Origin of the sequence: Aeromonas rivuli, from assembly GCF_020149575.1 — a bacterium.
In the GTDB taxonomy this organism is placed as follows: Bacteria; Pseudomonadota; Gammaproteobacteria; order Enterobacterales; family Aeromonadaceae; genus Aeromonas; species Aeromonas rivuli.
Genome location: NZ_CP079742.1, coordinates 1,394,913 through 1,421,722 on the forward strand (window position 1 = coordinate 1,394,913; position 26,810 = coordinate 1,421,722).

Below are 26,810 nucleotides of genomic sequence, written 5' to 3' on the forward strand. Positions count from 1 at the left end.
GGAGTGTGAGCCGGATTACTCCAGCTCGTCCATCAGGGCGACCAGCTTCTCAACGGCTTTCTGAGCGTCCGGGCCATCGGCCTGGATGGTGACGTTGGTACCCTTGGTCAGACCCAGAGTCTGCAACTTGAACAGGCTCTTGGCGCTGGCGGACTTGCCACCGGAGACCACAGTGATCTCGCTTTGGAATTCTTTGGCTTCTTTCACGAATTGCGCTGCCGGACGGGTGTGCAGGCCGTTTTCAGCAGTGATAACTACAGACTTCTCGTACATGGTTCACCCCATATTATTGATATTTTATAGTCTGAAGGCCGCTTTGAGGCTGCTCTTTCAGACCGTTTAAGTATGCATATGTTGTAAAGTAACGAAATCAGACCTGCAATAGCTTAATCCAGGTCAATTTTCTGTTCAGTATTTGTAGTCTTGGTCGGATTTCCTGGAACGCTGTGCTGCAAGCCGCGCTATACCTAGCTTGTCGTTATTTTATAACGAAAAATAACACTTTGTTACTTTGTGAAACCTGACCCGCAAAAAGTGCGTGACGCCGCACAGGATATGAGATTTATCACAGAATGTCTGCTTTTTTTGTGGCGCGCTTATTTGTTATTTTACCCCAAAAAATAAGGGGGTCGAGTGGCGCTGTTTGGCGATAAGTTTAGCGCAAACAAAAATGGCGCCCACTGTGGGCGCCATTTTTATGGAAAACAACATCATTTACTGTTGCAGCTCTTGCTCACTGAACACACCCGCAAACAGGGCGCTGGAGAGATAGCGCTCGGCAGCACTCGGCAACACGACCACTATGGTCTTGCCTGCAAATTCGGGCAGTTCTGCCAGACGGGCGGCGGCCACGACGGCGGCGCCTGAGCTGATCCCCGCCAGAATGCCTTCCTCTTCCATCAGGCGGCGAGCCATCTCGATGGCATCATCGCTGCTGACTTGCTCGACTCTGTCCAGCAGGGCCAGGTCCAGGTTGCCCGGAATGAAGCCGGCGCCGATGCCCTGGATCTTGTGGGGGCCTGGCTTGATCTCTTCTCCAGCCAGTTTCTGGCTGATGACGGGGGATTCGCTTGGCTCGACCGCGACCGAAATGATGGCCTTGCCCTTGGTCTGCTTGATGTAGCGGGAGACCCCGGTGATGGTGCCGCCGGTACCGACCCCGGCCACGAACACATCGATGTCGCCATCGGTGGCTTCCCAGATCTCGGGGCCAGTGGTCTGCTCGTGGATCTCGGGGTTGGCCGGGTTTTCAAATTGCTGCAGCAGTACAAACTTGCCTGGTTCGGATTCGAGGATCTCATTGGCCTTGGCGATGGCGCCCTTCATGCCAAGCGGCCCCTCGGTCAGCACCAGATTGGCACCGAGCGCCTTGAGCAGCTTGCGGCGCTCAAGGCTCATGGTGGCCGGCATGGTGAGGGTGATGGGATAGCCACGGGCCGCAGCCACGAAGGCCAGAGCAATACCGGTATTACCGCTGGTGGGCTCGATGATCTCTTTGCCCTTGGTCAGCACACCGCGCTTCTCTGCATCCCAGATAAGGTTGGCGCCGATGCGGCACTTGACGCTGAAGCTGGGGTTACGGCTTTCGATCTTGGCCAGCACTCGGCCTTTGGTAACACGGTTGAGACGAACCAGCGGTGTCTGACCTATGGTCTGGCTGTTGTCCTCAAAAATCTTACTCATGGTGCTATCCCTGTTTGTTACGGCGATGAAACAAGATTACTCTGAGATTCCTGAATGAGAAGTGACGTTTTGTTATAACAATATGTTATTACAAGATATAGAGCTTATACCCTCTTATCTGAATTAATCGCCGACCATCATCCGATGGTCAGTTATAACGAAACCCTGAACGATAGCAGAGTGTCGCGCGCTGGCGCCTGTTCTTCCGTCGGCCCGGCTCTGCCTCACCTCGACCCTACCCGATAAGCCGGGACTGCACCCGGCACAGGAGCAAAGATGACCCAGATAGTGATCAGTGGCAGCGGCCTCTATACCCCGCCCCACGCCGTCAGCAACGAGGAGCTGGTCCAGGCCTTCAACCAGTATGTGGATCTCTACAACGAAGAGAATGCCTCCGCCATAGATGCGGGTCAGCTCGATGCCAAACAGCACTCCAGCAGCGATTTCATCGAGAAGGCCTCCGGCATCAAGAGCCGCTTCCTGGTGAGCCGGGAAGGGGTGCTGGATCCCGACATCATGCAGCCGCTCTTGGCCGAGCGCCCCGATGAGCAGCCCTCCATCATGGTCGAGATGGCGGTTGCCGCCGCCGAGCAGGCGCTGATCGCCGCCGGTCGCAAACCCGAAGAGATAGACCTGGTGATAGTGGCTGCGTCGAACATGCCGCGCCCCTATCCGGCACTGGCTATCGAACTGCAGCACTATCTTGGGGCAAGCGGCATGGCATTTGACATGAATGTGGCCTGCTCCTCCGCCACCTTCGGCATCAAGACGGCGGCGGATCTGCTGGCGGCAGGGACGGCCAGGCTGGCCCTGGTGGTCAATCCGGAGATCTGCTCGGGTCACCTCAATTTTCGCGACCGTGACAGCCATTTCATCTTCGGCGATGCCTGTACCGCCGTCTTGCTGGAGCGGGAGACCGATTGCCAGGTGGCGCAACCCTGGCGGCTGGTGGGCAGCAAGCTGACCACCCAGTATTCAAATAACATCCGCAACAACTTCGGCTTCTTGAACCGGCTCAGCCCCCGCACCCGTTATGGCGACGACAAGCTGTTTCGCCAGCAGGGGCGCAAGGTGTTCAAGGAGGTGTTACCCCTGGTCTGCGACCAGATTGAGGGACAGTTGGCGGCTCAGGGCTGGCAGACCGGGGAGCTTTCCCGCCTCTGGTTGCATCAGGCCAATCTCACCATGAACCAGTTCATTGGCCGGAAATTGCTGGGCCACGATGCCAGTCAGGAGGAGGCTCCCGTCATCCTGGACCGCTACGCCAACACCAGCTCGGCGGGCTCTGTCATCGCGTTTCATCTTCATAACCAGGATCTGCCCAGCGGCGCCCGCGGGGTGCTCTGTTCGTTCGGCGCCGGTTACTCCATCGGCAGCCTGCTGCTCGAGCGGGGATGATCCGGCGCCTGAGTCGACTGTTTCAGCGCAGCAAAAGGGGCCCTCGATGGGCCCCTTTTTATCGGGCAGAGATCCTGGGAGAGTCAGATTGCCTCGATGGAGAGGACCTCGCACTCGGGCTCTGTGATACGAAAACGCACCTCGAGGTCGAACAGGCGCACCCCGTACAGTTTCTCATCGGTTTTGCCTCGCTTGTAGGTGGGGCGGGGATCCTGTGCAAGCACTTCGGCGATCAGGGTCTCAAGCTCGGGATGCACTTGCTGCAAGGCGGACAGCGCCGCCCGGGCCTGCTCGGCAAAGTGCACCGAGAGCAGCCCTTGGGGCGCGTCAGGGGCAAAGCCTCCCCGGGCATCGGGCAGGCTGTCGGCATAGGGAATGTAGGGTTTGATATCGACGATGGGGGTGCCGTCGAGCAAGTCGACGGCGCCGAGTTCGAGCCAGAGTTTGCCGCGTGCGCGGCCGACGCCAAGCAGTTCCACCACGGAGAGACCCAGCGGATTGGGGCGGAAGGTGGAGCGGGTGGCGAAGACGCCGACGCGCTCGTTCCCGCCAAGGCGAGGCGGGCGTACCGTCGGGTGCCAGCCCTGGGCCATGGTCTGGTGGAACACGAAGCTGAGCCAGAGGTGGGAGAACTGCTCTATGCCGCGCAGCACATCGGGCTGATCGTAGGGGGGCAGCAGCTCGAGCCGGGCGCGGGCCGATTTGACCAGACCGGGCTGGCGAGGGATGGCGAACTTCTCCTTGTAGGGGGAGTGGATCACCCCCAGGGTATCTATCTCAAATTTCACGCGGCGCGCCCCTGCATAGTGGAAAACCGGGGCAATCTAGCATAATCCGCCGATAAAGGCATGGATGCGGCAGGAAGCCTGGCCCGGCGCTGGGCGCCATTGGCGCAAGCACCGGACCCGGCTATAGTGCTGGCACTGCTGATCCCCAGATCCTGCTTCGAGGAGTGCCCATGATCATTGCCCCTTACGCCGCTTTGCTGGCTTGCCTGTTCATCTATCTGAGCCTGAGGGTGGTGCGGCTGCGCCACCGCTTCCAGGTGGCGGTGGGAGATCATCAGGAGCCGCTGCTTACCCGTGCCATTCGCGCCCATGGCAACTTCGCCGAGTATGTGCCGCTCTGTCTGCTGCTCATCTTCTGCTTCGATGGCCTCGGTGGCCCCATTCCCCTGATCCATGGCCTCTGTCTGTCGCTGTTGCTGGGTCGCGCTTTGCATGCCTATGGCATCAGTTCGCCAAAAGAGAATTTCAAGTTCAGGAGCAGTGGCATGGTGATGACCTTCATCGCCCTGCTGGGTGCGGCACTGGGTATCTTGGCGCTGACCCTGATAGACCTGCTGTGATCGCGGTCTCGATAAGGGGGAGTGGGAGAGGGAATGCAATCACCCCGGCGAGGCCGGGGTGAGGTGTCATTTCTGTTCGGCCACCTTGAGGGCCTGGCCGTAGCAGATGACCTGCTTGAGGCAACCGGGGATGTCGCTGTACTCGGCACACTTGTCGATGGCGATGCCATTGCCGCCCATGTCCGCAGCCCGGCGCCGGGCCAGAGTGCGCGCTTCCCCGGCGTTGGGGACGGGCTGGTTGGCATCGGTTTGGCAGGATTCGCCCTCGACGGTACCAAGGTAGAGATAGTTCAGCTCGGCAAGATCGGCCTGCTCATAAATGGTGACACTGCCCGGTTTGAAGTACTCGTCAAAGTTCTCCTTGTCCAGGTTGCTATTGAAGGCGTAGTTGGCGCAGCCGGAGGCGAGCAGGGGCATCATCAGGATCAGGGGTTTCATGTCGGCATCTTGTTGACCAGTGAGGCAAACATTATAGGGGCCAGTCGCCACCGGCGACCAGCCCCTATTTCTCTGTGTGTGACCAGGATGACGACGCCAGTCACCCGCAGGGTCCCTCAAAGAGTCAGACCGGTGCCAGGCGTCGATGCAGGCTCTGATAGTAATCATCGGCCAGCAGTGCTTGATGCGGGGCACACAGACGGATCTGACCCTCCTCCATCAGCGCTATCCTGTCCATCTGCTCCAGGCCAATCAATCGGTGGGAGATGAGCAGCATGGCGCGATCGGCACCCAAGCGCATCAGCAGCGCCATGATGTCGCGCTCGGTCTGGCTGTCGAGTCCCTCGGTCGGCTCATCCAGCAACCAGAGCGGGGCATCATGCAAGAGGGCACGGGCAATGCCGATGCGGCGCCGTTCCCCACCAGACAGGGGGCGGCCACCGTCGCCGAGCCAGGCATCCAGCCCCGTCTCATCTTCTAGCAAGGCGCCAAGCCCGACCTGTTGCAGTACCTCGGCCAGACGCCCGTCACTGGCGGCAGGCGCCGCGAGCTTGAGGTTGTCGCGCAAGGTGGTGGCAAACAGGTGCACCCGCTGGCTGACCACAGAGAGCGAAGCGCGCAGAGCCCCTTCGCTGTAATCGGTCAGCGGCTTGCCGCCCAGCAAGATCTCGCCAGATTGCGGGCTCCACTCCCGGGTCAGCAAGCCCATCAGGGTCGATTTTCCGCAGCCCGTCTGGCCCAGCAGCGCCAGCTTCTCACCGGCCTGCAGCTGCAAGGTGCAACCGCGCAGTACGGCTTGGGTACTACCCGGATAGCCGAAGGAGAGATCGTTTATCTGCAAGGCGCCACCCTGGGCAGGTTCGTTCAAGGTGCCCCATTCCGGCGGCTGGGCATCTTGCAATATCTCGTTGAGGCGGCGGGCCGAGGCCAGGCTGGTGGAGAGATGCTGAAAGGCGCCGGCCAGGGGCAGTAAGGCCTCGAAGCTTGCCAAGGTGGCAAACACCATCAGCGCCGTGATGGGATCCGGCGTCGCGCCGCCCACCCCGTGGCTGGCGAGCCAGAGCATCAGGGTCAGGGTCCAGCCGCTCAGTAGCTGAACACTTGCATTGGCCAGACCGCTCACCCTGGCCATGCGCGCCTGGGCAAGGATCAGGTCCTGCTCGGCCTGTTGCAGCTCGGTGAGGGCGCGGGGGGCGGCGGCAAACATCTGCAGCTCGGCCTGACCATCCAGATAATCCACCAGGCGGGTACGCAGTTGGGCCTTGCCGAGGATGAGCGCCTGACCGGGCTTGCGACCGGCGAAGAAGAACACCAGGGGCAGGGCTATCATGCCAAACAGCAAGATGGCGCCCAGAGTCAGGGCGAGCCGACCGTCGAAGAAGGAGAGGAAGAACACCAGGCCGGCTGTGCTGAGCAGCGCCGCGCCAATCGGGGTGATCAGGCGCAGATAGACGTGGTCCATGGCGTCGATGTCAGCCACCAGGCGATTGAGCAGATCCGCCTGGCGAAAGCCTGCCAGGGCCCCGGTGGAGAGGGGGGAGAGTTTCTGCCAGAACCAGACCCGCAGCCGGGTCAGTACCCGGAAGGTGGCATCGTGACTCACGACTCGCTCCCCCCAGCGACCCGCGGTGCGGACGATGGAGAAGAAACGCACCCCGCCAGCCGGAGTCATGTAGTTGAAGGTGTCACGGCTGGCGGCAGCCATGCCCGCCACGGCTGCGGCGGAGAGGAACCAGCCGGAGAGCGACAGCAGGCCTATGCCGGCGGCCAGGGTCACCAAGGCCAGCAGCAGGCCGACACTCAGGCTCAGCCAATGTTGGCGGTAGAGCCGCAGAAAGGGCAATAAATCAGTCATCGAGAGAATCCCCCGCACGTTGGGACAAGAGGCTGGCGAAGGGCCCCTGGCCCTCGCTCAGCTGCCGGTAATGGCCCTGTTCGACCAGCTGACCCTTGGCCAGCACCAGGATCTGATCCATCTCGCTCAGTTGATCGAGCCGGTGGGTGATCATCAGCAGAGTCTGGCCCGCCGTGGCTTTTTCCAGGCTTCCCATGATGGCGCGCTCCGAGAGCCTGTCCAGACTAGCGGTGGGTTCATCCAGCACCATCAATTGGGTCGACTTGAGCAGGGTGCGGGCCAGGGCCAGACGTTGCGCCTGACCGACCGAGAGGCCGCCTGCCTGATCGCCAAGGGGATAATCCATCCCTTTTTCCATGGCAAACTCCCACGCCTGGGCACCCTTGAGTGCCTCGCTCAGCTCGGCATCGCTGGCATCCGGTTTGGCGAGCAGCAAGTTGTCGCGCAAGGAGGCATGAAACAGCTGCGGGTTTTGAGAGAGCCAGCCGAGGCGTTGTCGCCACTGACTCATGTCGAGACTGGCCAGCTCCAGGCCATCGACTTTCAGCTCCCCGCGATAGGGGGCAAAGCCGAGCAGGGCATTGACCAGGGAACTCTTGCCCGCACCACTGATCCCTACCAGGGCGGTGCGTGAGCCGGGTTCCAGAGTGAAGTCGATGGGGCCGACCAGCACCTTGCCCTCGGCGCTCAATACCTCCAAGGCACGGGCCTCGACCCGAATGGGGTGGTTGGCCGTGAACGGCTGGCTGCCGCTGGCAGGTTCAGCCACCTCGGCTTCCAGAAACTCCAGCAGCTGTTCGGCGGCGCCGATGGCCTGGGCCTTGGCGTGATAGTGCGCGCCGAGCTCGCGCAGGGGCGCATAGAACTCGGGGGCCAGGAAGAGCACGAACAGGCCGGTAAACAGCGTTACCTTGGCGCCGTAGTTGCCGAAGTTGAGGTGATCGATATAAGAGAAACCAAAATAGACGGCGACCAGGGCGACCGAGAGGGCGGCGAAGAACTCCAGCACCGCCGTGCTGAGGAAGGCCAGCCGCAGCACCTCCATGGTCCTGACCCGAAAGTCTTCCGACGCCTCTTCTATCTCCTTGCCCTCGGCCTGAGTTCGCATGAACAGTTGCAGGGTGCGCAGTCCCTTGAGCCGGTCGAGGAAGTGACCCGAGAGGCGAGCCAGGGAGTGGAAGTTGCGGCGGTTGGCATCGGCGGCGCCGACCCCGACCAGGATCATGAACAGGGGGATGAGCGGCGCCGTACCGAGCAGTATGATGCCTGCCGCCCAGTTGACCGGGAAGACAGCGACCAATATCACGATGGGAATGAAGACGGCGATGGCCATCTGCGGCAAATAGCGGGAGAAGAACTCCTGCATATTTTCGATCTGTTCGAGCAGCAGGCTGGCCCAGCTCCCGGCCGGACGACGTTGTATATAAGCAGGGCCGAGGCGACTGAGACGGGTCAGCACCAGGTTGCGTATGGTCTGGCGCACGGCGGCACCGGCCTTGAAGCTGGTCACTTCGCGGCCATAGGCGAGCAGCGCCTTGCCGAGGGTGACGGCGAGCAGGGTGATAAACAGGGGGATCTGCTGCTCGGGCAAGATGCCCTCTATGATGAAGCCGTGCAGCAGGGTGGCCAGCAGCCAGGCTTGGGCGACCATCAGGACTCCCTGACCCAGGCCGAATGCTATGGAGAGACCGATCCAGCGTCGGCCGTGACTCGACTGCATGCGCAACCAGCCATAAAGATGTTTTTGGGTATTCTTGTCCATCACCAGCTTCCTCATTTCGAGTGGCGCAAGACTATCCTCGCCCCCAGGCAATGGCAACCTTGTAAATGCCATGGCATCACGCGGGGTGGTTGAAAATGCGGCGCCCTGTTCATTAGTTGGTCGAACAGTTTGATTTGCGGTAAAAAATCGAAAGGGTGCCATTGCGCTTGGCGGCAAAATGCATATAGTAGAGCCCCTGACGCGGGTGTAGTTCAATGGTAGAACGGTAGCTTCCCAAGCTGCATACGTGGGTTCGATTCCCATCACCCGCTCCATATTCCGATGGCAAGCTGCTTGATCTGTCTCAAGGCAACAAGTTGCTTGAACAGGTGGGTTTGGTTGTCCTCCCACTGTAATTTCTGATGCCAAGCGGGCATCGTATAATGGCTATTACCTCAGCCTTCCAAGCTGATGATGCGGGTTCGATTCCCGCTGCCCGCTCCAGCTTCACAGCAAAAAGCCCACTCTCGCGAGTGGGCTTTTTGCTTATGTGGCTCTTCCATCAACCGTTGCCGCGCCTTCATCCCCAAGCACTCATCAGGTCAGGTGTGGCCACGGCTTCTCTGGTGCGGCCAGCAAAAAGGCGCCCGATGGCGCCCTTATTTGTGCGGTGAGGTCGAGTTCGCTTATTCCTGCTCGAGCTCGCCGCAGAAGCGGTAACCTTCGCCATGGATGGTGGCGATGATCTCGGGGGTGTCGCCCACGCTCTCGAAATGCTTGCGAATGCGGCGAATGGTCACGTCCACGGTGCGATCATGGGGTTTCAGCTCACGGCCAGTCATCTTCTTGAGCAACTCGGCACGGGTCTGGATCTGGCCCGGGTTCTCACAGAAATGCAGCATGGCGCGAAACTCTGAGCGAGGCAGCTTGAACATGTCGCCGGTCGGGCTGACCAGAGCGCGGCTGTTGATGTCCAGGGCCCAGCCGTTGAACAGGTAACGTTCGACTTGCTTCTTCTCCTCGCCACCGGGCAGCACATTCATGGTGCGGCTCAGCAGGTTGCGAGCGCGTATGGTCAGCTCACGAGGATTGAACGGCTTGGTGATGTAATCGTCGGCGCCGATTTCAAGCCCCAGGATCTTGTCGACTTCATTATCGCGACCGGTCAGGAACATCAGAGCTATGTTGTCATCTTCACGGAGTTCGCGAGCCAGCAGCAGGCCATTTTTGCCCGGCAGGTTGATATCCATGATCACCAGATTGATGGTGTGGTTGGTCAGCGCCTGGTGCATCTCGTCACCATTGTTCGCTTCCAGCACGACATAGCCTTCGGCTTCGAAGATGCTCTTGAGGGTATTGCGGGTAACCAGCTCGTCTTCGACGATCAGAATGTGTGGTGTTTGCATGAGTTTTCCCAGATTCTTATCAGTTAATTAGCTAAATTTTAACACTTTTGGCGTTACCCGACCCATCAAGGACGTATCCTGAAAATTTATTACATCATCCAGGGTATGAACTCAGGATCGAGTCATCGCGAATTTGGTATCAATGCTGGCCAACATCCCTGCGCCATATGAAGGCTCTCGACCCTGGCGGGAGAGAGGAGCCGGAAAGGTAGTCCATTACGAAAGTTGCCGCATTTTATCAGTTAACAGGCGCATAACAACAGTCTTTGCTGTCAGATAGCAACTTTTTAACTCTGGTTTGATGTAGGTCAAACCCTGAACTGGCAGCATAATAGTGGGGTCAGCCCCCTTTTTAGCCACTTATTAATGTAATTAAATGTAACATGTGATTGACATGGTTTTGTGGGAAAACTACAAAATTTCGTGCGATCCCCCTCCTTGTTCCGCCCGCGTAGTCCAGTTACGCCAGGTTAATCGCCAATCATCCCGCTCACTGCGCCGCGCTCAACGTGCGATGACCGAACACTCCCTCTGTCCTGCCAAAATGATCAAATTTTTCATCGTGCAGTGCGGGCTGGCATCGGTTCAAGCCAGCCCGCCCTGACCCCTTGACTGTGTAGCCAACGATGCGGCTATAGACCAGAGGTAAAGCCGCGGAGTCAGTGCTTGTGGACTGTGCCTTGGGGTAGGTCGAGGGGATGGACTCATTTTGGATTGTCAGCTCGTTATCTTGATGAAAGAATGAGCGACATCATATCCAAGGAGAGGAGTGAATCATGCTGGATCTTTTGCCGGATCTCTGCGACCTGCACGGCGACAGTTTGCAGGTTGCCGACCCGCTGTTTCAACACTTTGGCGCCAATACCATTTTCTATGGGGAGGCGGTGACCCTCTCCTGTTTTGAAGACAATAGTCTGGTGCGAGATCTGGTGGCTCGTCCCGGCCATGGCCGGGTCATGGTGGTCGATGGTGGGGGTTCTGTGCGTCGAGCCTTGCTCGGGGATCAGTTGGCCATCCAGGCGGTCGGATCAGGATGGGCTGGTTTCATCATCAATGGGGCTGTGCGTGATGTGGGGACGCTCAATACCCTGGCCCTTGGTGTCAAGGCGCTGGCGGCCTGTCCCGTCAAGACGCAAAAGTTGGGGGTGGGGGAGGAGGGCGTTGTGTTGAGCTTTGCCGGGGTGACCATAGCGCCGGGGGATTTCGTCTACGCAGATCTCAATGGCGTCGTGATCAGTGCCAGTCGGCTGATCTGAGCGTCAGAAGTGAAAGCCCATGCCGATGCTCAGAGACTGTTCGGCGGTGAGCGGGCTGATGCCAAGGTTAGCTGTCAGCGCCAATTGAGGGGCCAACAGCAGCCGGCTATTGAGTTCGACTTGAGTCGTCGTATTGCCAATCTCTAGCTGACTTAACTGGCTGCCAATGTTGAGCGCCGGGGTGAGCTGGTAGCGCAGCCCTGAGGCTAGATTGAAGCCTGCCTGTGCGGATCGGCCAGAGCCTGCGGGGCCCCCCTCCATGAAGAGGGCAACATCATCCATGATGTTGTACTGATAGCCGGTGTTGATGAGCCAGGTGTCGAAAGGGTCGGTTCGGCTATCTCCCCGTTTGTCCTGCAACACCCCTGAATAGCTTCTCAGATAGAGCTCTCCCTCGCCGGGATCCTGTTCAAGGAAGTCCCAGTCGGCGGCGATACAGTTGAGGCTACAGGCAGATAACAGCAGACAGATGAGTGAGTTAGCCATTCATTTCCCCTCCATGGGTCCCGAACAGGATCACAAGCATGGCACATGCTTGCATGCTGTAAAGGGACTCATTTAAATTTCCGAGGCTTTGCTTCGCAGGCTCATCGTGGTAAACAGGGCCGTTCATTTTACTGCATATGACCGAGAGGGGATCCCATGAACAAGAATCTGATGCTGCTGGCCGCCCTGGCCCTGGGAGGCTGTGCCATGACATCCGGCTCCAACATGACTCAACTGGAGGCCAATACCTGGCAACTGCAAGGGGCGAGCGCCGATGCCTTCACCCTGCAGATCGCCGAGGGCAAGGTGGCTGGCAAAGGCGGCTGCAACCGCTATTTTGGTGGCATTACCAAGCTCGATGATCAGACGCTGACCCTGGCTGGCCTCGGTTCAACCCGCATGGCGTGCATGGGCGATCTGATGGCCAAGGAGGGTGATTACCTCCAGAAGCTGACCCAGGTCGCCAGCTATCAGGTGAGCGGCAACCAGCTGGTATTGAAAGATGCCAGTCAGGCAACCCTGCTCACGTTCGACGCCAAGTTGGCCGAGTAAGCACCCGTTGCGGGTCAAGGGTTGTCGCATCCGTCACACGGCTGCACCTGCGAGGCAAGCTGTCTGAGAGAGAACTGACCCAATAGAGAGGGGCGCCGCGGCGCCTCTCTCGTTTTCCCGCCGGATGCGCTTCGAACTTATGGCACGCTGCTCCCGTCAGGAGATGGCGGCTTGGCTTGTGCGTCTCTTTCTCCCTGTTGATAGCGAAAGCGCTTCTTGCGTCTATAGGGATAGACATCCTCGAAGCTGCCCCCCTGGATATTGGCCTGCAGCCCTTGCCAGTAACCTGCATCGAACAGCTCACTGTGCACTTGCATCATGATTTCCCGCACCTGGCGCTTTTGTAGCAGGAAGGTGGCGAACTCTTCGGGGAAGATGTCGTTCGGGGCGACCGAATACCAGGGCTCGGCACTCAACTCATCCTCCGGGTAGCGTGGCGGCGGGATCTGGCGAAAGTTGCACTCCGTCATGTAGCAGATCTCGTCATAGTCGTAGAACACCACCCGGCCGTGGCGAGTCACCCCAAAATTCTTGAACAGCATGTCACCGGGGAAGATGTTGGCCGCCGCCAGCTGCTTGATGGCGTTGCCGTACTCTTCCAGCGCGAGTCGGGTCTGCTGCTCGTCGGCGTTATCCAGATAGAGGTTGAGCGGGATCATCTTGCGCTCGGTATAGAGGTGTTTTATCACCAGTTTGTCCGAGGTCAGGGTCAGCGCCGAGGGGGCGACCCGTTGCAGCTCGTCCAGCAGCTCGGGAGAGATGCGGTCCAGGGGAAACTCGAAGTTGGTGAACTCCTGGGTATCGGCCATGCGGCCCACCCGGTCGTGCTGCTTGACCAGCCGGTATTTTGCCTTCACCTGTTCATGGCTCACGTCTTTGGGGGGGGTGAACTCATCCTTTATTACTTTGAACACCACGTCATAGGAGGGGAGGGTGAACACGCTCATCACCATGCCCTTGATGCCGGGGGCGATGACGAACTGATCCCGGCTCATGGCCATGTGCTGGCGATAGTGACGGTAGAACTCCGTCTTGCCGTGCTTCTGGCAACCGATAGCGTTGTAGAGTTCGTAGTCGGGTTTGTGGGGCAGTATCTGCCGCAAGAAGGCAACAATGAGCGCAGGCTCGGGAGCATAGACCATGAAATAGGCGCGGGCGAAGCCAAACACGATGGAGGCAAGCTCGGGCTCGAAGATGAGGGTATCCACATAGATGTGCTGCCCCGTGCTCAGCAGCGGCAGGATGAAGGGATAGACCCGGTCCTGGCAGCGAACAAGTCCCACCAGGTAGGCGCCCTTGTTGCGATAGAACACCTCGCGCAGCAGTTCCAGGGTGAAGGGCGCGGTGCGCAGTACCGCCGGGCCGCTCTGGGCCAAGTGGCGGCAAATGTGCGCAATGTCGCGCTCCTTGTCCTCATAGGGCAAGGTGAAGGGGTAGTCGGCAAACAGTTGACGCAAGGAGTGGGGCAGCTCTGCCAGGCTGCCGGGATAGATGCGCAGTTGGGTCGACAAGTCAGGGTGTTCACCCCGGCTGCGAAATGGGTGGATATAGAGGTTCTCGTCGCGGATGTTGCGATGGCGGAAGATGCGCCGGTAGACGGAGTTGAAGAAAGACTCGGCCACCTCGAAGTTGGCACAACCCGGCAGCAGATCGCTAAAGGCGCTCTTGACGCGTTTGAGCAGGTCCTGGGTCGCAACCTGCTCCCCCATCATGGTACGGATGAGCGCCGTGGTCGCGCCCACATGATGGTCGTAGAGGCGGATCCGCTCACGCCCGGCGAGTTGCACCCCGAGCCAGTCGCCATGCTCGAAGCGGCTCTTGCTGCCTTGGGTGATGTCGAGAAAGCGGCTATAAAATGACTCGAACCGCTGCAAAATAGTCTCTGCGACTGCCTGTCCCAGTGCCTTGTCCATCGCCACCGTCCTTGTGGTTATCTGGCCTCTTCTGGCCATTATTTCGCCGATATTTCTGGCCACTATGGCAACATTCAAACATCTGTTCAAGTGGCATTTTGCGGGGATAAGCGGTAGATTTCGCCCCTTTGCAGCCCTGCCCGCGAGGAATAATCCATGAAGCTCTATTTTGTCCTGATGGCGCCAGCCCGCCCACAGAATGTCGGGGCCGCCGCCCGCGCCATGAAGACCATGGGTTTTGACGCCATGCGGGTCGTGGCGAGCCGGGTTCACCAAGAGGATGAGGCGAGCTGGGTGGCCCATGGGGCGCAGGAGATACTGGCCAATGCCGAGGCGTTCGATACCTTGCCAGACGCCTTGGCCGACATGGATCTGGTGATCGCCACCACGGCCCGCCAGCGTGGCCGTTATCAGCACTACCTCACCCCGGGGGAAATTCGTGATCAGATCCGCGCCAAACCCTCCCTGAACAAGGTGGCCATCCTGTTTGGCTGCGAGGAGTCGGGTCTCTCCAACGAACAGCTGGCCCATGCCGACCTGCTCAGTTACCTGCCCCTCAAGGTGAGTTACCCCTCCTTGAATCTGGGGCAGGCGATCATGCTGTATGCCTATGAGCTGAGTCCATTGCTCGATGAGTCGACCGCAGTAGACGAAAATTCGGACAACAGTGGGCAAGTTCGAGTGCTAAAAAGTAAAACAGCAGAAATTCTTGCCGAAGTCGGGGTTTCGCAGGATGAAAAACTGCATAAATGGGTAATGGACCGAGTGCCTATGCTGCCACAGCGGGATCTGAATATGCTGCATCTGCTCTGTAAAGACCTGATGAGGCGGCTTGGCAAGTTGCTTTGAGTTGACAGCGTCCGCCGTGCAGGGTATTGCTAGAGGCCAGTCTCGTAGCAGAGTGTTCGTCATGCAGTTAATCATCAACGTCATCACCACCACCATTATTACCGGTACCACCACAGGTGGCACTGGGGCCGGTTGATGCGCTGACGAACAAGCACAGAAATCAGAAAAAGGCCCGTACCCACCCAGTACGGGCCTTTTTGTTGCGCAGTTTACAGGGAGAGAAAGCGATGAGAGTGTTGAAGTTTGGCGGGTCGTCACTGGCCGATGCAGAGCGTTTTTTACGGGTTGCCGATATTGCGGTCAACACCCATGGTCAGTCCCAGGTGGCCCTGGTGTTGTCAGCGCCAGCCAAGGTGACCAATCACCTGGTGGCGCTGGTCGAACAGACCAGCCGTGGCATGGATGCCAGCCCCACCCTGTTTGAGATAAACGGCATCTTCTCCCGTCTGTTGGCGGGTCTCAAGGCGGCCTATCCGGCCCTCGATGAGAAAGCATTGCAGGCCCGGCTCACGGCCGAACTGGATCAGGTCGAGCGCCTGATGCAGGGCATCCGCCTGCTGGGTCAGTGCCCGGACAATGTTCAGGCTCACATCCTGAGCCGGGGGGAGAATCTCTCCATCGCCTTCATGCATGAGCTGCTGCGGGTGCGCGGCCTCGAGCTGGACGTGATAGTGCCCGAGCAGATGCTGGTGACCGATGGCGGCCATCTTGAGGCCCATGTCGACATCGAAGCTTCCCGGGTGCGTTTCGCCGCCAAGGGGCTTCGCCCGGTTGTAGAGGGGCAGGGCCCCTCTGGAAAAGCGTCATGCCTCTACCTGATGCCGGGCTTCACCGGTGGCAGCGACAAGGGCGAGACTGTGCTGCTGGGCCGTAACGGCTCTGATTACTCCGCCGCCGTCTTGGCCGCCTGCGTGGACGCCGAGTGCTGCGAGATCTGGACCGACGTGGAAGGTTGCTACAACTGCGACCCGCGCCTGGTGCCGGATGCCTACCTGCTGAAAACCCTCTCCTACAAAGAGGCGATGGAGCTCTCCTACTTCGGCGCCAAGGTGCTGCACCCGAAAACCATAGCCCCGGTGGCCCAGTTCCACATTCCCTGCCTCATCAAGAACAGCTTCAACCCGCAAGGGCCGGGCACCCTGATCGGTGCCGAGCAGGGGGATGATGACCTGAAGGTAAAAGCCATCTCGGATCTGTCCGGCATGTGCATGGTCAACGTCTCCGGCCCCGGCATGAAGGGCATGGTGGGCATGGCTGGCCGCATCTTCTCCGCCGTCTCCCGCGCCGGGGTCAGCATAGTGCTGATTACCCAGTCATCCTCCGAGTACAGCGTCAGCTTCTGTATCCACAGTTACGATCTGGACAAGACCCGCAAGGTGCTGGAGCGTGAATTCGAACTGGAGTTCAAGAACCAGCTGCTTGAGCCGCTGGAGATAGTGCGCGATCTGGCCATCATCTCCCTGATCGGTGACGGCATGCGCACCAGCAAGGGGATGGCGGCGCGCTTCTTCACCTCCCTGGCCCAGGCCTCCATCAATATCGTCGCCATCGCCCAGGGGTCGAGCGAGCGATCCATCTCGGCGGTGGTGCGGGATCGCAAGGTGGCGGAAGCCATCAAGGCCTGCCACCAGAACTTCTTCGGCAGCCAGCAGTTCATCGACCTGTTCGTAGTCGGCATCGGCGGCGTCGGCGCGGCCCTGGTCGATCAAATCGCCCGCCAGCAGCCGGTATTGGCCGAGCAAGGCACCGGCCTGCGGGTGGTGGGCATCGCCAACAGCCGCCAGATGGCGGTCAACAAGGATGGCCTGGCGCTCGCCAATTGGCGCGAACAGCTGGTGGAAGCTCGTGATAGCTTCAGCCTGGAGGCGGTGAAAAAACTGGTGGAAGAGAGCCACCTCATCAATCCGGTGATCGTCGATTGCACCTCAAGCGAGGCCATCGCCGTGCAGTATGCCGACTTCCTGGCCGCCGGTTTCCACGTGGTGACCCCGAACAAGAAGGCCAACACCGGGTCGCTCGATTACTACAAGGCGCTGCGCCGCACCGCCCGCCAGACTCGTCGCAAGTTCCTGTACGAGACCAACGTCGGTGCCGGTCTGCCGGTCATCGAGAACCTGCAAAACCTCATCAAGGCCGGTGACAAGCTGCGCGCCTTCGACGGCGTCCTGTCCGGGTCGCTCTCCTTCATCTTCGGCAAGCTGGACGAGGGCATGAGCTTTAGCGAGGCCACCAAGATAGCCCGTGGCAACGGCTTCACCGAGCCGGATCCTCGCGACGATCTCAACGGCATGGACGTGGCTCGCAAGCTGCTCATTCTGGCCCGTGAGGCCGGCATGGCGCTGGAGCTTGCCGATGTCGAGGTCGAACAGGCCCTGCCACCCGGTTTCGATGTGAGCGGCGATGTGGAGTCCTTTATGGCCCGTCTGCCCGAGGCCGATGGCTGGTTCCGCGATCAGTTCGCCCTGGCTCAGAGCGAGGGCAAGGTGCTGCGCTACGTGGGCTCCATCGAAGAGGGGCAGTGCAAGGTCGCCATCAAGGCGGTCGGCGCCGATGAGCCGCTGTTCAAGGTGAAAGACGGGGAGAACGCCCTGGCCTTCTTCTCTACCTATTACCAGCCCATCCCCCTGGTGCTGCGCGGCTATGGCGCCGGTACCGAAGTGACCGCCGCCGGTGTCTTTGCCGACGTGTTGCGCACCCAGAACTGGAAGCAGGAGCTGTAACATGAGTTCAGCGATGAACCCCGATTTTGAACAAGATGCCATGGTGCAGGGCGGCAGCGTGGTCGCCTATGCCCCGGCCTCCAGCGCCAACCTGAGCGTGGGATTCGATGTCCTGGGGGCGGCGCTCGCCCCCGTGGATGGCTCCCTGCTCGGGGATCGCGTCCAGGTAAAGGCTGCCGATGTGGCGTTCGCCCTCTCCTCCGTGGGCCGCTACGCCCACAAGCTGCCGGACGATCCCAAGAAGAACATCCTCTATGACTGCTGGCTCGCCTATGGCGAGGCGCTGGCCAAGATAGGCCGCGAGATGCAGCCGCTGGCGATGGTGCTGGAGAAGAACCTGCCGGTGGGCTCGGGTCTGGGATCCAGCGCCTGCAGCGTGGTGGCGGCGCTTGAGGGACTCAACGCCTTCCACGGCGCGCCCCTCGATGAACACGCCATGCTGCTGTTGATGGGGGAGATGGAAGGCAAGATTTCCGGCTCGGTCCACTACGACAACGTCGCCCCCTGCTATTTGGGGGGCATGCAGCTGGTGCTCGAAGAGCACGGCGTCATCAGCCAGGGCATTCCGGTGTTCGAGCAGTGGTACTGGGTGGTCTGCTACCCGGGCACAGTAGTCTCCACCGCCGCCGCCCGCGCCATACTACCGGCCCAGTATCGCCGTCAGGATTGCCTCACCTATGGCCGTCGCCTGGCCGCCTTCGTGCACGCCAGCTACACAGGGCAGGAGGGGCTGGCGGCGAGCGTGCTCAAAGACGTGATTGCCGAACCCTACCGCGCGGCGCTCATCGAAGGTTTCAACGAGGTGCGGGCCCAGGCGGCTCAGAACGGGGCCCTGGCCACCGGCATCTCGGGCTCGGGCCCCAGCGTCTTCGTGGTGATGAAGGATCTGGCCCAGGCCGAGCGCATGAAGGATTGGATGGATGCACATTTCGTGCAGAACGAAGATGGATTTGCCCGGGTCTGCAAACTGGACATGGCCGGGGCACGGGTAACAGGAAGCGAGCTATGAATCTTTACAATATCAAGGACAAGAGTGAACAGGTGAGCTTCGCCCAGGCGGTGCGTCAGGGTCTGGGCCGCGAGCAGGGGCTCTTCTTCCCCGAAACCATCGCGCCCCTGGCCGAGGTGGATGCCCTGCTGGACTTGCCGCTGGCCGAGCGCTCCGCTCGCATCATCAGCCACCTGCTGGGGGACGAAGTGCCCTTGCCTAAGGTCAGCGAGCTGATCGACGCCGCCTTCACCTTCCCGGCGCCCCTGGTGAAGCTGAAAGACGGCACTTATGCCCTCGAGCTGTTCCACGGCCCGACCCTGGCGTTCAAGGACTTCGGTGGCCGCTTTATGGCCCAGTGTCTGGCGACCTTCCGCACCGTGTCTGCCGAAAAGAATGACAAGATCACCATACTCACCGCCACCTCCGGCGACACCGGCGCCGCCGTGGCCCACGCCTTCTATGGCCTGGAGGGGATCGAAGTGGTCATTCTCTATCCCAAGGGCAAGATCAGCCCGCTGCAGGAGGCGCTCTTCTGCACCCTCGGCGGCAACATCCGCACCATCGCCATCGACGGCGACTTCGATGCCTGTCAGGCGCTGGTCAAAGATGCCTTCGATGACCAAGGGCTCAAGACCGCCATCGGCCTGAACTCCGCCAACTCCATCAACATCAGCCGCCTGCTGGCCCAGGTCTGCTACTACTTCGAGGCGCTGGCCCAGTTGCCCAAGGCCGACCGCGCCAAGGCAGTGATCAGCGTGCCGTCCGGCAACTTCGGCAACCTCACCGCGGGCCTGATTGCCAAGGCGCTGGGGCTGCCGGTGAAGCGCTTTATCGCCGCCACCAACGCCAACGACACAGTGCCACGCTACTTGAAAACCGGCAGCTGGGAGCCGCACCAGACGGTCGCGACCCTCTCCAACGCCATGGACGTGAGCCGCCCCAACAACTGGCCGCGAGTGGAAGAGCTGTGCCGCCGGGAAGGCTGGGCGCTGGAGACCCTGGGCTCTGGCATGCGCAGCGATGCCCAGACTCGCGATGCATTGCAGCGCCTGCATCAGCTGGATTACCTGTGCGAGCCTCACGGGGCCATTGCCTGGGATCTGCTCAATGAGCAGCTTAGGCAAGACGAAGTGGGGGTCTTCCTCTGCACCGCCCATCCCGCCAAGTTCAAGGAGTCGGTGGACGAGATCCTGGGGTTGGATGTGCCGCTGCCAGCCCCGCTTGCCAAGCATGCCGCCCTGCCGCTGCTCTCCCACAATCTGCCCGCAGACTTTGGCCGCCTAAAGGCCTTCCTGCTCGGTTAAGCACTGATGAAAATCCCCCGCCTTTTTGCAAAGAGCGGGGGATTTTTTATTTCCGGCATAGGGCGGGGAATCCAGCCCTGGATGATCACCCTGAAACAAGGATCACGGTATGAGTCAGCATCCCCTTCGCACATTGATCGAGACCTGTGACGCCGCCATCTCCCGGCGCGACTTCGATGCCCTGATGGCCTTCTACGCCGAGGACGCCGCCCTGGTTATCAAACCCGGCATGGTGGTGCGCGGCATTCCCGCCATCCGCCGCGCCTTCGCGGCCATCTCCGATTACTTTGACGGCCGGCTTGAGGTGACCCAGGGGGCCATGGAGGTGATAGAGGGGGCCGACAACGCCCTGGTGATCATGGAGACTCGGCTGCGCTACCCGGACGGGCAAGGCGGCCTGGTGGACGAGACTCGCCGCGCCACCTATGTGTTTCGCAAGGAGGCGGATGGGCAGTGGCGCTGCACAATCGACAACTCCTATGGCACTGCGCTGCTGGCGGCAGTCCCATAACCCCTGCGGCTCAACGTCGCCACAGCTGGCTGGATCCTTGACTCGTTCGCGCCCATAGCTAGCCCTTGGATCGGGGGCTCCGGCTCGCTCTCCAGGCTAGTCGCCGTGGCGCACGGGTTGATCTTGTTGGGGCATTTGGTTACCGTTACCGCTCTTCTGATCCCAAGAGTACTTCCTCCGATGCGCATTTAACCTGTCCGCACCCTCCAGTTTTCTGCCCCTCTTCATTGAGGCCGGGTGCGTCTTTACCGTGACAGGTTGATGTTGATCCCTCATTGCATTTCTTGTTTGCAGGCGCTGCGTCCCTGTCATTTGGCTTCACTCTCGGCTCGTTGCTCCAGCATCGGCCTCAGGAGTTCAGATGACCCAACTCTCATGTCATATCAAACAGTTGCAACTGCCCTATCTGCCAGGCATTGCACCCCTCACGTTTTCCCTGCCACGGGCACCCTGCGCCCTGATAGGTCGTAACGGCATAGGCAAGAGTCTGCTGCTGGAACTGCTGGCGGGCCAGCGTGCCCCAGCTTCGGGCAAGATAGAGTGGGCCCAGCCCGTCGCCTGGTTACCCCAGTTTGTCCCCGCGAGCGATAGCTCTGTGGCTGACTTCATTGGTTGGGGGGAGGCTCTGGGGGCACTTGGGCGCATCGAGCAGGGCAGTATCGACAGCCGGGACTTCGACCTGCTGGCCGATCGCTGGACATTGCGAGACGATCTCGCCGCCCTCTTGGCCGAGGCGGGGCTCAGGGTCGATGCCAAGCAGCCTCTCAACCAGTTGAGCGGCGGCCAGCTCACCCGACTAAGGCTGCTGGCACTCTTTGCCGAGCCCGAACACTTCCTGTTGCTGGATGAACCGGACAATCACCTCGATGACGCGGGGATAGCGTGGCTGGCGCGGCGACTGGCCAACCATAGCGGCGGCTACCTGCTGGTGAGCCACGACCGGCGCTTGCTCAATCAGGCCAAGCAACTGCTTGAGTTAAGCGAGCAGGGGCTGCAAAGCGCCCAGCTCTCGTTTCAGGCCTTCTTGCAACAGCAGGCTCAGGAACAGACTGCCCGCACCGCCCGGCTGGCCCAGGCGGTACGCAATGAGAAGGCGGCCGCTCTGGCGCTGCAGAGGGTGCGCGAACAAGCTGCGCAGCGCGCCAGTCAGGGCCGCCGGGATCGCGGCTCTCAGGCCAAAATCCTGTTGGATTTCAACAAGGATCAGGCGGGGAAATCCCTCGGCAAGGCGCTGGATCGCCATGAGCGCGGTCATCAGCAGCAACTGGGGCTTAAGGAGGATGCGGCCGCCACATTAGCGGCGGTACAGCCCCTGCGGTTGCAGTGGCAGGGGAGGGGCGATCCCGGCAAACAGGGCAGTGCCCAGCCCCTGGTGATCATGGCCGCCAGCCATCCTCGCTGGCATCATCAGCGGGTCAGCCTGGTGCTGCAGCGGGGGGATCGCTGTCTGCTCGTTGGTAAAAATGGCGCCGGCAAATCCAGTCTGCTCAAGATGCTGCGCGGGGAGCTGGCCCCCGAGTCGGGTGCTTTCAGGCTAACTGGCCCCATGGCTTGTCTGGATCAGGGCTTGAGCCTGATTGCGCGGGATCTCAGCCCGCTTGCCAACCTGTTGGCAGTGGCGCCTGGGCTGGCCGAAAGCGATGCGAGAACACGGCTGGCGGGCATAGCCCTTCGCGGGGAGCGCGCCCTGCAACCGACCCACCAGTTGAGTGGTGGTGAGCGGCTGAAGCTGGGCCTCTTGATGGTATTGGCACAGCAGCCTGAGCTGCTGCTGCTCGATGAGCCGGACAGTCACCTGGATAACGCCTCTCGCCAGCTGCTCACTCAGGTGCTGGCCGATTATCCGGGCACATTGCTGCTTGTCTCCCACGATCCCGAGTTTGTCGCCGGGGTGGGGATTGGGCGGGAGTATTGGTTGGAGGGGGATAAAACATGAGCCAGCCGAGTAATGGCTGGCTCAGAAAGGTGGATGTCCCAGATTGTACTTCCGTATCAAAGGGAGGACGACCTGGTATTAGTCGGTGGAGTAAATGCAGACAGACCTGGATAGCTATCTGGAGCAGTACAACACCAAGCGGCCTCATCAGGGCCGAATGATGGAAGGGCAGACGCCCTACAGCATGTTCAAGAAGGGACTGAAATTGATACCGAAGGAAGTACGCGATAACGTAGCGTAAACAAGACACCGGTTTGAGGCCGGTGTCAGGTGATAACTAGATCTGTACATTCCAGATTTCTTTTACTGATGCAGATATCTAACTTGATGATGATTTTGATTGCCATTGTGTAGTCGTAACGTCAGAGCCATCCTCAGTAGCTGTGGTAGGTGATATACCTGATACTCCATGAGTCATACAATAAAAGGCCATCTCAAATGAGATGACCTTATTTATTGATGATATCAAGCAGGATTGGTTAGGTTGCAATTATCTCCCACATGTCGATTGCTGATGATAAAATCATACCTAATTAAGTAATGTATTATTAAAAAGGTAGGGCTCTGATTATAACTAAAAAGTTATATCATCCATCTAGATTTCTTGTTGTTTCGATAATTGTTCTAAAAGAAATCGAACATCTTCTAAACTTACTTGGTCTTTTAAACTTGTGATTTCTTTTAAGTGTTCACTTTGCACTTTCAGTCGACCACTCCAAAGTGATAAAAGAAATTCTAAGCACCCTTCGCCTTGTGAGTTTTCGCAATTTTTAACAATTGAGGTGATAATGTCAGTGACCTGTCTACTAAAAGCCTCATCAACTGCATAGTTCAACTCAGCTGGCTTTGCGGCTCTTAATAAGCAAGCTTGAATTACACCGTCATTGAAGCGATCAAAGCAAACTGGACTTAATAATGTTGAGTGATATGTTGTTGCCAACCCTTTATCATTTTCTATTCTTAAATCATGCAATATCGATTGTATAGTCCAGTATGCATCTGCTTGTGAGGCATCACTTGTTTTTAATCCTAGTCCAGACCAAAATGCAAACGTATTCCTTAATGTTAACTTTTCACCTAACGGTGATGAAATAAAAAGCTCATCTTGACGAGAGTGATTATTAAGGATTTTTAGTCTGTCATTCAATAATGCGGGCAATAGTGCATGGGAGTCGTTAAATGGATCCTCTGTGTCACTAATAAAGTCTAGTTTTTGTCTTTCAATCTCCCATGGAGAAAGAGATTTTTCATTAAATCTTGGCAAGCAACATGTTTTTAGTGAGATAAGTTCATGACCTCCTTGAGAGAGGTCTTTACGAAGTTGTTCAAAAGATTCAAATGTTGGTGGTTTTGAAAAGCCAACAAGATATGTAATCGTAGAAAAAGAGTTTATTCCTCTCAACTTTCTTGCGGTGGCAAGCAACTTCCTTCCTGATGTTATAGCACTAGCTACAACCATTATTGAACCATGGCCTTGAAGTTTACTCTCACAAGCATCTTGATAGTTTATTATTTCTATTGATTGATCATCAACAATGCTTTTAATTTCATTAGCAAGAGCTTTCGCATGTTCGTCATCAAGACTGATTATTGTCTTTATGTCCCTAGAGAAATGTTTGTTTATTTTTCTTTTTAAAGGTGTAATAAATGACTCGCAATGAAGTGCCAATAGTTTTTTTACATCAACAAAAAAATGCTCCCTTTCCCATTCTTCACTTGATGCCGCATTGAATGTCAATACTCCTTTTGTTGCAAACTCCTTGAAAAAAACCTGACGTGCATCTTTGAAATCTGTTTTTTTATGACTAAAAGCTCATGTTTTGGTGTTTCTGGTATGAACTGCTCTCCTTCTATTTTTATAAGCTTTGCCCCATCCCGGCAGAACTCACAGGCATTACTCTTCACCGATGTTATTTTACCAACAGCTTTAGAGATATTGTATATAGCACGCTGATTTTCTTCTATTCTAGAGTAGAATAATGTAATTATGTTAGATGGCTCTAAAGTATGTTTTTGGGTTAATCTTCGTGCTAGACCACCGCTGGTGGTTGCGGAAATTATAACTAAGCTGTTTTCATCCTCTTGGAACTCGTAAGGTTTATTAAATATTGAATATGATTCAAAGCTTTCAATTATAGGAGGCTGGGTTCCAAAGCGTTTACTCAATTGAATTGCGATGCTGACTAAAAAAGATATTGAGGATGTGTCTACGTAAATACGTTTAATGTTACCCTTAAGGAAAGGTAATAATCCAATGGCTAAAAATGCCACCTCGAGACCTGAGGTGAATAAGTTTGAGGCACGAATGAATTTATCACAATGGTCACCAGATGGTTTTAAAAAATGATAGCTTGGTAATGAAGTGATTAAACCTTTACGTTTTTCAAAAATATATACTGCTCCAGCTGAAATAAGTTCAGATGCGAAGGGTATATCTTCACTGGTAGATGGGTCTTTAATAATTCCATCAGGGGATATTGTTAGAAAAGATAGCTTCTCGGCTATAGGGCCAATCCAAGACTCGAACTCATCAACAAAAAGGCTGTTGGATGTAATGTCTTTTATAGTCTCAGAGGCTAAACTATACCCCATTAAATAAACTCGTTGAGGTACAAGTTTTTCATAAACATCTTCTCTGATAACCTTTGTCAAAGAAGACACATCTATTTCTGTATGAAAGAAAATGACGAGTGACTCTCTATGCTCACGAGCTTGCAGGAATCTAAAATTAAAGTAGTTACTCATTATGCAAGCTCCGTGACATCGAGTTTATCATAAAGTGGGATTAGAACCGTAATTGCAACTCCTCTCACGTTTAGGTGTTCCGTTAAACCGCTAGAACAGCACTCCTTTGTTTCCCAGTCACAAAAATCGGAGCTGTCATTTTCATTTGAGGTAAATGGTTGATTGGCAAAGTCCCGAAACAAAGACAGTTTGTTTGTTCGTAATTTCATAAATCCATTAAGATTGGTTAAATTAACCATGACAGCTGGCAATCCATTCCCTTTTATCTCATTTTTAGTTGATGACTTTCTAAACTGAAAGCACCTCTTAATTATTTGATGCTGTTGGAGTATACTTTTTTCTTCAATTCTACCTTCGTCAGGATGGTCAGCTAACCAGCGACCACAATAACCCAACCCTGAGTCGACAATACTAATCTCTACAAATCGACGAGTAGATTTTTGAGTCGTGGATAATCTATCTATATAGTTTCTGAAATTCTCATCCTGCTCCGCAATATTGTTTATTGCAACATCACTTAAATTTATACCATAGGTATAAATTATCCTATTTGCAGGCTTTATCCATACATTCCTGTCTATGTCACGACTCCCATGTTCATGTGAGTTAACAAACAATTCATAAAACATACGTCCTAGGCTGGCAATGCTGTCCTCACTAGGGAGAACTCCACCTCCTGCGACTTTGGAGGACTGTTCTACCATTGATTTTATGATACTGGTAATTTGATTTATATTTTTTGGGGAGGGGTGATGATCAGGATGTATATTGTAGAAATTCCTATCGAAGCCTTTGGTGCTATGATCTATAAATGAATACCAGCACAGTCTCCCTCTATTCTGCCCATAAATTATTTTTGGTTGGTTTTCGATTGCATCTTTTGCAAGTCGATTCACCTCACCCCTAATGTTTGGTTCCACCTCGCTTGGCAATTCAATTTCTTTAGCCATCATTAGGGCTGTGAACTTATGAGGCTGTTCAATAATATTTTCAAGCGCATCATTTTTACTTTTCACGCAGGCTTTATAACTACTTTTCGTTCATTGTTATTATTCGCCCAGGTGTTTACTGACTGAATTGCGCTGGCAATTCCACCAAACGCAAATTTACTATTTCCTACTGGAATTTGAAGAGCCTTTACACTGTCGGATTCCTCTAGTACTTTAATGAAATTGTCTAACTTATCTAAGTCTAACGATGCAGGTAGTGAAATCATAAGGCATCCTTTCATAACTATCGTTAATTAAAACTCAATCTCAGATTAAATATTGCCCCAATATATATTGGAGGGGGTTTGTTGATATATGTGGCATGATGAGATATATAAGATAGGTACTAGAATACTGTTCTTTCATCTCTCTCGGGAAGTGACGTGTAATCTTATTATTTCGAAAATAATAGGCGCTAAAAATAAATATTGGGAGCTGGTTATGGGTATATTGTTCCTCTTTGACTTTTCTTATATTAAGCTAACTTTTCAGGTTAAGAGGTAAGATGTTACGTGTGTGAGCTTGGTCATGAATCAAACCGGAATAGGATAAACAGTAAGTGCTCTTTATTGGGTGCGATGAGAGAAGTTGGGAGACCGAACTTTTGGACATGGCGTAACTTCATCAAACCCCACGCTACCGCCCCTGGATTACAGCTTCCAATGTGCTCCATCGACCAGCGGGCGGGGCCCGGATGGTGCTGTGGGCGCCGAACGACCAGCATATCC

General features: G+C 56.7%; 23 protein-coding genes, 2 tRNA genes, 1 pseudogene and 1 other annotated feature. Of the genes and pseudogenes, 13 read left to right on the forward strand and 13 right to left on the reverse strand.

Annotation, left to right across the window (positions count from 1 at the left end; genetic code table 11):
- Nucleotides 1-15: 15 nt before the first annotated feature.
- Nucleotides 16-273, reverse strand: coding sequence for an HPr family phosphocarrier protein (locus tag KYK33_RS06630; protein ID WP_005303128.1), 258 nt, complete (start codon nucleotides 271-273; stop codon nucleotides 16-18).
- Between the two features lie 441 nt (nucleotides 274-714).
- Entirely contained in the window at nucleotides 715-1,683 is a 969-nt protein-coding gene (gene cysK / locus KYK33_RS06635; protein WP_042040379.1) for a cysteine synthase A, read from the reverse strand.
- Nucleotides 1,684-1,959: 276 nt separating this feature from the next.
- Here cysK and KYK33_RS06640 point away from each other — a divergent pair, with 276 nt between their 5' ends.
- Complete coding sequence (locus tag KYK33_RS06640) at nucleotides 1,960-3,081, forward strand: beta-ketoacyl-ACP synthase III (protein WP_224432458.1); 1,122 nt, start codon at nucleotides 1,960-1,962, stop codon at nucleotides 3,079-3,081.
- 83 nt (nucleotides 3,082-3,164) lie between these two features.
- Here the strand turns inward: KYK33_RS06640 and tsaA are convergent, their stop codons facing one another.
- Entirely contained in the window at nucleotides 3,165-3,869 is a 705-nt protein-coding gene (tsaA, locus tag KYK33_RS06645; protein ID WP_224432459.1) for a tRNA (N6-threonylcarbamoyladenosine(37)-N6)-methyltransferase TrmO, read from the reverse strand.
- A 170-nt stretch (nucleotides 3,870-4,039) separates the two neighbouring features.
- Between tsaA and KYK33_RS06650 the strand changes: the two genes are divergently transcribed.
- Entirely contained in the window at nucleotides 4,040-4,429 is a 390-nt protein-coding gene (locus KYK33_RS06650) for an MAPEG family protein (RefSeq protein ID WP_042040382.1), read from the forward strand.
- A 66-nt stretch (nucleotides 4,430-4,495) separates the two neighbouring features.
- Here the strand turns inward: KYK33_RS06650 and rcsF are convergent, their stop codons facing one another.
- The 3 genes from rcsF to cydD all read right to left on the reverse strand — a co-directional run bounded on the left by rcsF (nucleotide 4,496) and on the right by cydD (nucleotide 8,484).
- The gene (gene rcsF / locus KYK33_RS06655; RefSeq protein WP_042040384.1) at nucleotides 4,496-4,867 is read right to left on the reverse strand and encodes an Rcs stress response system protein RcsF; all 372 of its coding nucleotides are present in this window, start codon (nucleotides 4,865-4,867) and stop codon (nucleotides 4,496-4,498) included.
- A gap of 124 nt (nucleotides 4,868-4,991) precedes the next feature.
- Nucleotides 4,992-6,722 (reverse strand): heme ABC transporter ATP-binding protein/permease CydC, encoded by a 1,731-nt coding sequence (cydC, locus tag KYK33_RS06660; protein WP_224432460.1) that lies wholly within the window; start codon nucleotides 6,720-6,722, stop codon nucleotides 4,992-4,994.
- Nucleotides 6,715-8,484, reverse strand: coding sequence for a heme ABC transporter permease/ATP-binding protein CydD (gene cydD, locus KYK33_RS06665; RefSeq protein WP_224432461.1), 1,770 nt, complete (start codon nucleotides 8,482-8,484; stop codon nucleotides 6,715-6,717). The genes cydC and cydD overlap by 8 nt, the downstream gene beginning before the upstream one ends.
- 201 nt (nucleotides 8,485-8,685) lie before the next feature.
- Between cydD and KYK33_RS06670 the strand changes: the two genes are divergently transcribed.
- Both KYK33_RS06670 and KYK33_RS06675 read left to right on the forward strand, forming a co-directional pair.
- Nucleotides 8,686-8,759 (forward strand) — tRNA-Gly (locus tag KYK33_RS06670).
- A gap of 94 nt (nucleotides 8,760-8,853) precedes the next feature.
- Nucleotides 8,854-8,928: transfer RNA gene (locus tag KYK33_RS06675), tRNA-Gly, on the forward strand.
- A gap of 182 nt (nucleotides 8,929-9,110) precedes the next feature.
- Here the strand turns inward: KYK33_RS06675 and arcA are convergent.
- The gene (gene arcA / locus KYK33_RS06680; RefSeq protein WP_042040388.1) at nucleotides 9,111-9,830 is read right to left on the reverse strand and encodes a two-component system response regulator ArcA; all 720 of its coding nucleotides are present in this window, start codon (nucleotides 9,828-9,830) and stop codon (nucleotides 9,111-9,113) included.
- A gap of 776 nt (nucleotides 9,831-10,606) precedes the next feature.
- Between arcA and KYK33_RS06685 the strand changes: the two genes are divergently transcribed.
- Nucleotides 10,607-11,086: a putative 4-hydroxy-4-methyl-2-oxoglutarate aldolase gene (locus KYK33_RS06685; RefSeq protein WP_224432462.1), complete on the forward strand. Its 480-nt coding sequence runs from the start codon at nucleotides 10,607-10,609 to the stop codon at nucleotides 11,084-11,086.
- A 3-nt stretch (nucleotides 11,087-11,089) separates the two neighbouring features.
- On the opposite strand, the gene KYK33_RS06690 is transcribed toward KYK33_RS06685, so the two are convergent.
- Nucleotides 11,090-11,572, reverse strand: a complete 483-nt coding sequence (locus tag KYK33_RS06690) for a hypothetical protein (protein ID WP_224432463.1) — start codon at nucleotides 11,570-11,572, stop codon at nucleotides 11,090-11,092.
- A gap of 156 nt (nucleotides 11,573-11,728) precedes the next feature.
- On the opposite strand from KYK33_RS06690, the gene KYK33_RS06695 reads away from it, so the two are divergent.
- On the forward strand, nucleotides 11,729-12,124 hold the full coding sequence (locus tag KYK33_RS06695) for an META domain-containing protein (RefSeq protein WP_224432464.1): 396 nt from the start codon (nucleotides 11,729-11,731) through the stop codon (nucleotides 12,122-12,124).
- Nucleotides 12,125-12,261: 137 nt separating this feature from the next.
- On the opposite strand, the gene aceK is transcribed toward KYK33_RS06695, so the two are convergent.
- On the reverse strand, nucleotides 12,262-14,037 hold the full coding sequence (gene aceK / locus KYK33_RS06700; RefSeq protein WP_224432465.1) for a bifunctional isocitrate dehydrogenase kinase/phosphatase: 1,776 nt from the start codon (nucleotides 14,035-14,037) through the stop codon (nucleotides 12,262-12,264).
- A gap of 156 nt (nucleotides 14,038-14,193) precedes the next feature.
- Between aceK and KYK33_RS06705 the strand changes: the two genes are divergently transcribed.
- The 7 genes and pseudogenes from KYK33_RS06705 to KYK33_RS06735 form a co-directional block, all read left to right on the forward strand.
- Nucleotides 14,194-14,886 (forward strand): tRNA/rRNA methyltransferase, encoded by a 693-nt coding sequence (locus KYK33_RS06705; protein WP_224432466.1) that lies wholly within the window; start codon nucleotides 14,194-14,196, stop codon nucleotides 14,884-14,886.
- A gap of 67 nt (nucleotides 14,887-14,953) precedes the next feature.
- Nucleotides 14,954-15,088: a sequence feature (Thr leader region), on the forward strand.
- Nucleotides 15,089-15,113: 25 nt separating this feature from the next.
- Nucleotides 15,114-17,606 carry a bifunctional aspartate kinase/homoserine dehydrogenase I gene (gene thrA / locus KYK33_RS06710; RefSeq protein ID WP_224432467.1) on the forward strand — a complete coding sequence of 831 codons (2,493 nt, stop codon included), beginning with the start codon at nucleotides 15,114-15,116 and terminating at the stop codon, nucleotides 17,604-17,606.
- Between the two features lie 40 nt (nucleotides 17,607-17,646).
- A complete protein-coding gene (thrB, locus tag KYK33_RS06715; protein WP_224432963.1) occupies nucleotides 17,647-18,615 on the forward strand; it encodes a homoserine kinase in 969 nt (322 codons plus the stop codon).
- Nucleotides 18,612-19,901: a threonine synthase gene (gene thrC, locus KYK33_RS06720; RefSeq protein ID WP_224432468.1), complete on the forward strand. Its 1,290-nt coding sequence runs from the start codon at nucleotides 18,612-18,614 to the stop codon at nucleotides 19,899-19,901. Before thrB ends, thrC begins: the two co-directional genes overlap by 4 nt.
- A 109-nt stretch (nucleotides 19,902-20,010) precedes the next feature.
- Nucleotides 20,011-20,412 carry a YybH family protein gene (locus tag KYK33_RS06725; protein ID WP_224432469.1) on the forward strand — a complete coding sequence of 134 codons (402 nt, stop codon included), beginning with the start codon at nucleotides 20,011-20,013 and terminating at the stop codon, nucleotides 20,410-20,412.
- Nucleotides 20,413-20,773: 361 nt separating this feature from the next.
- Entirely contained in the window at nucleotides 20,774-22,348 is a 1,575-nt protein-coding gene (locus KYK33_RS06730) for an ATP-binding cassette domain-containing protein (RefSeq protein ID WP_224432470.1), read from the forward strand.
- Between the two features lie 46 nt (nucleotides 22,349-22,394).
- Nucleotides 22,395-22,589, forward strand: a pseudogene (locus KYK33_RS06735) (IS481 family transposase); the annotation flags it as partial.
- 354 nt (nucleotides 22,590-22,943) lie between these two features.
- On the opposite strand, the gene KYK33_RS06740 reads toward KYK33_RS06735, so the two are convergent.
- From KYK33_RS06740 to KYK33_RS06755, 4 genes are read right to left on the reverse strand one after another with little or no spacing between them, the layout of a single operon-like run.
- Nucleotides 22,944-24,086 carry a hypothetical protein gene (locus KYK33_RS06740; protein ID WP_224432471.1) on the reverse strand — a complete coding sequence of 381 codons (1,143 nt, stop codon included), beginning with the start codon at nucleotides 24,084-24,086 and terminating at the stop codon, nucleotides 22,944-22,946.
- Nucleotides 24,083-25,093 (reverse strand): hypothetical protein, encoded by a 1,011-nt coding sequence (locus tag KYK33_RS06745; RefSeq protein ID WP_224432472.1) that lies wholly within the window; start codon nucleotides 25,091-25,093, stop codon nucleotides 24,083-24,085. The genes KYK33_RS06740 and KYK33_RS06745 overlap by 4 nt, the downstream gene beginning before the upstream one ends.
- Nucleotides 25,093-26,109, reverse strand: coding sequence for a hypothetical protein (locus tag KYK33_RS06750; protein WP_224432473.1), 1,017 nt, complete (start codon nucleotides 26,107-26,109; stop codon nucleotides 25,093-25,095). The genes KYK33_RS06745 and KYK33_RS06750 overlap by 1 nt, the downstream gene beginning before the upstream one ends.
- Entirely contained in the window at nucleotides 26,106-26,309 is a 204-nt protein-coding gene (locus tag KYK33_RS06755; protein ID WP_224432474.1) for a hypothetical protein, read from the reverse strand. The genes KYK33_RS06750 and KYK33_RS06755 overlap by 4 nt, the downstream gene beginning before the upstream one ends.
- Nucleotides 26,310-26,810: the final 501 nt, after the last annotated feature.

Bases quoted from the DNA above. Each gene is read 5' to 3' on its own strand.
- KYK33_RS06695 (WP_224432464.1), top strand. From the start codon at position 11,729: ATGAACAAGAATCTGATGCTGCTGGCCGCCCTGGCCCTGGGAGGCTGT.
- cydC (WP_224432460.1), bottom strand. From the start codon at position 6,722: ATGACTGATTTATTGCCCTTTCTGCGGCTCTACCGCCAACATTGGCTG.
- KYK33_RS06690 (WP_224432463.1), bottom strand. From the start codon at position 11,572: ATGGCTAACTCACTCATCTGTCTGCTGTTATCTGCCTGTAGCCTCAAC.
- KYK33_RS06705 (WP_224432466.1), top strand. From the start codon at position 14,194: ATGAAGCTCTATTTTGTCCTGATGGCGCCAGCCCGCCCACAGAATGTC.
- KYK33_RS06630 (WP_005303128.1), bottom strand. From the start codon at position 273: ATGTACGAGAAGTCTGTAGTTATCACTGCTGAAAACGGCCTGCACACC.
- cydD (WP_224432461.1), bottom strand. From the start codon at position 8,484: ATGGACAAGAATACCCAAAAACATCTTTATGGCTGGTTGCGCATGCAG.
- thrB (WP_224432963.1), top strand. From the start codon at position 17,647: ATGGTGCAGGGCGGCAGCGTGGTCGCCTATGCCCCGGCCTCCAGCGCC.
- aceK (WP_224432465.1), bottom strand. From the start codon at position 14,037: ATGGACAAGGCACTGGGACAGGCAGTCGCAGAGACTATTTTGCAGCGG.
- KYK33_RS06640 (WP_224432458.1), top strand. From the start codon at position 1,960: ATGACCCAGATAGTGATCAGTGGCAGCGGCCTCTATACCCCGCCCCAC.
- KYK33_RS06685 (WP_224432462.1), top strand. From the start codon at position 10,607: ATGCTGGATCTTTTGCCGGATCTCTGCGACCTGCACGGCGACAGTTTG.
- arcA (WP_042040388.1), bottom strand. From the start codon at position 9,830: ATGCAAACACCACACATTCTGATCGTCGAAGACGAGCTGGTTACCCGC.
- KYK33_RS06755 (WP_224432474.1), bottom strand. From the start codon at position 26,309: ATGATTTCACTACCTGCATCGTTAGACTTAGATAAGTTAGACAATTTC.
- thrC (WP_224432468.1), top strand. From the start codon at position 18,612: ATGAATCTTTACAATATCAAGGACAAGAGTGAACAGGTGAGCTTCGCC.
- KYK33_RS06745 (WP_224432472.1), bottom strand. From the start codon at position 25,093: ATGAGTAACTACTTTAATTTTAGATTCCTGCAAGCTCGTGAGCATAGA.
- rcsF (WP_042040384.1), bottom strand. From the start codon at position 4,867: ATGAAACCCCTGATCCTGATGATGCCCCTGCTCGCCTCCGGCTGCGCC.
- KYK33_RS06650 (WP_042040382.1), top strand. From the start codon at position 4,040: ATGATCATTGCCCCTTACGCCGCTTTGCTGGCTTGCCTGTTCATCTAT.
- thrA (WP_224432467.1), top strand. From the start codon at position 15,114: ATGAGAGTGTTGAAGTTTGGCGGGTCGTCACTGGCCGATGCAGAGCGT.
- cysK (WP_042040379.1), bottom strand. From the start codon at position 1,683: ATGAGTAAGATTTTTGAGGACAACAGCCAGACCATAGGTCAGACACCG.
- KYK33_RS06730 (WP_224432470.1), top strand. From the start codon at position 20,774: ATGACCCAACTCTCATGTCATATCAAACAGTTGCAACTGCCCTATCTG.
- KYK33_RS06725 (WP_224432469.1), top strand. From the start codon at position 20,011: ATGAGTCAGCATCCCCTTCGCACATTGATCGAGACCTGTGACGCCGCC.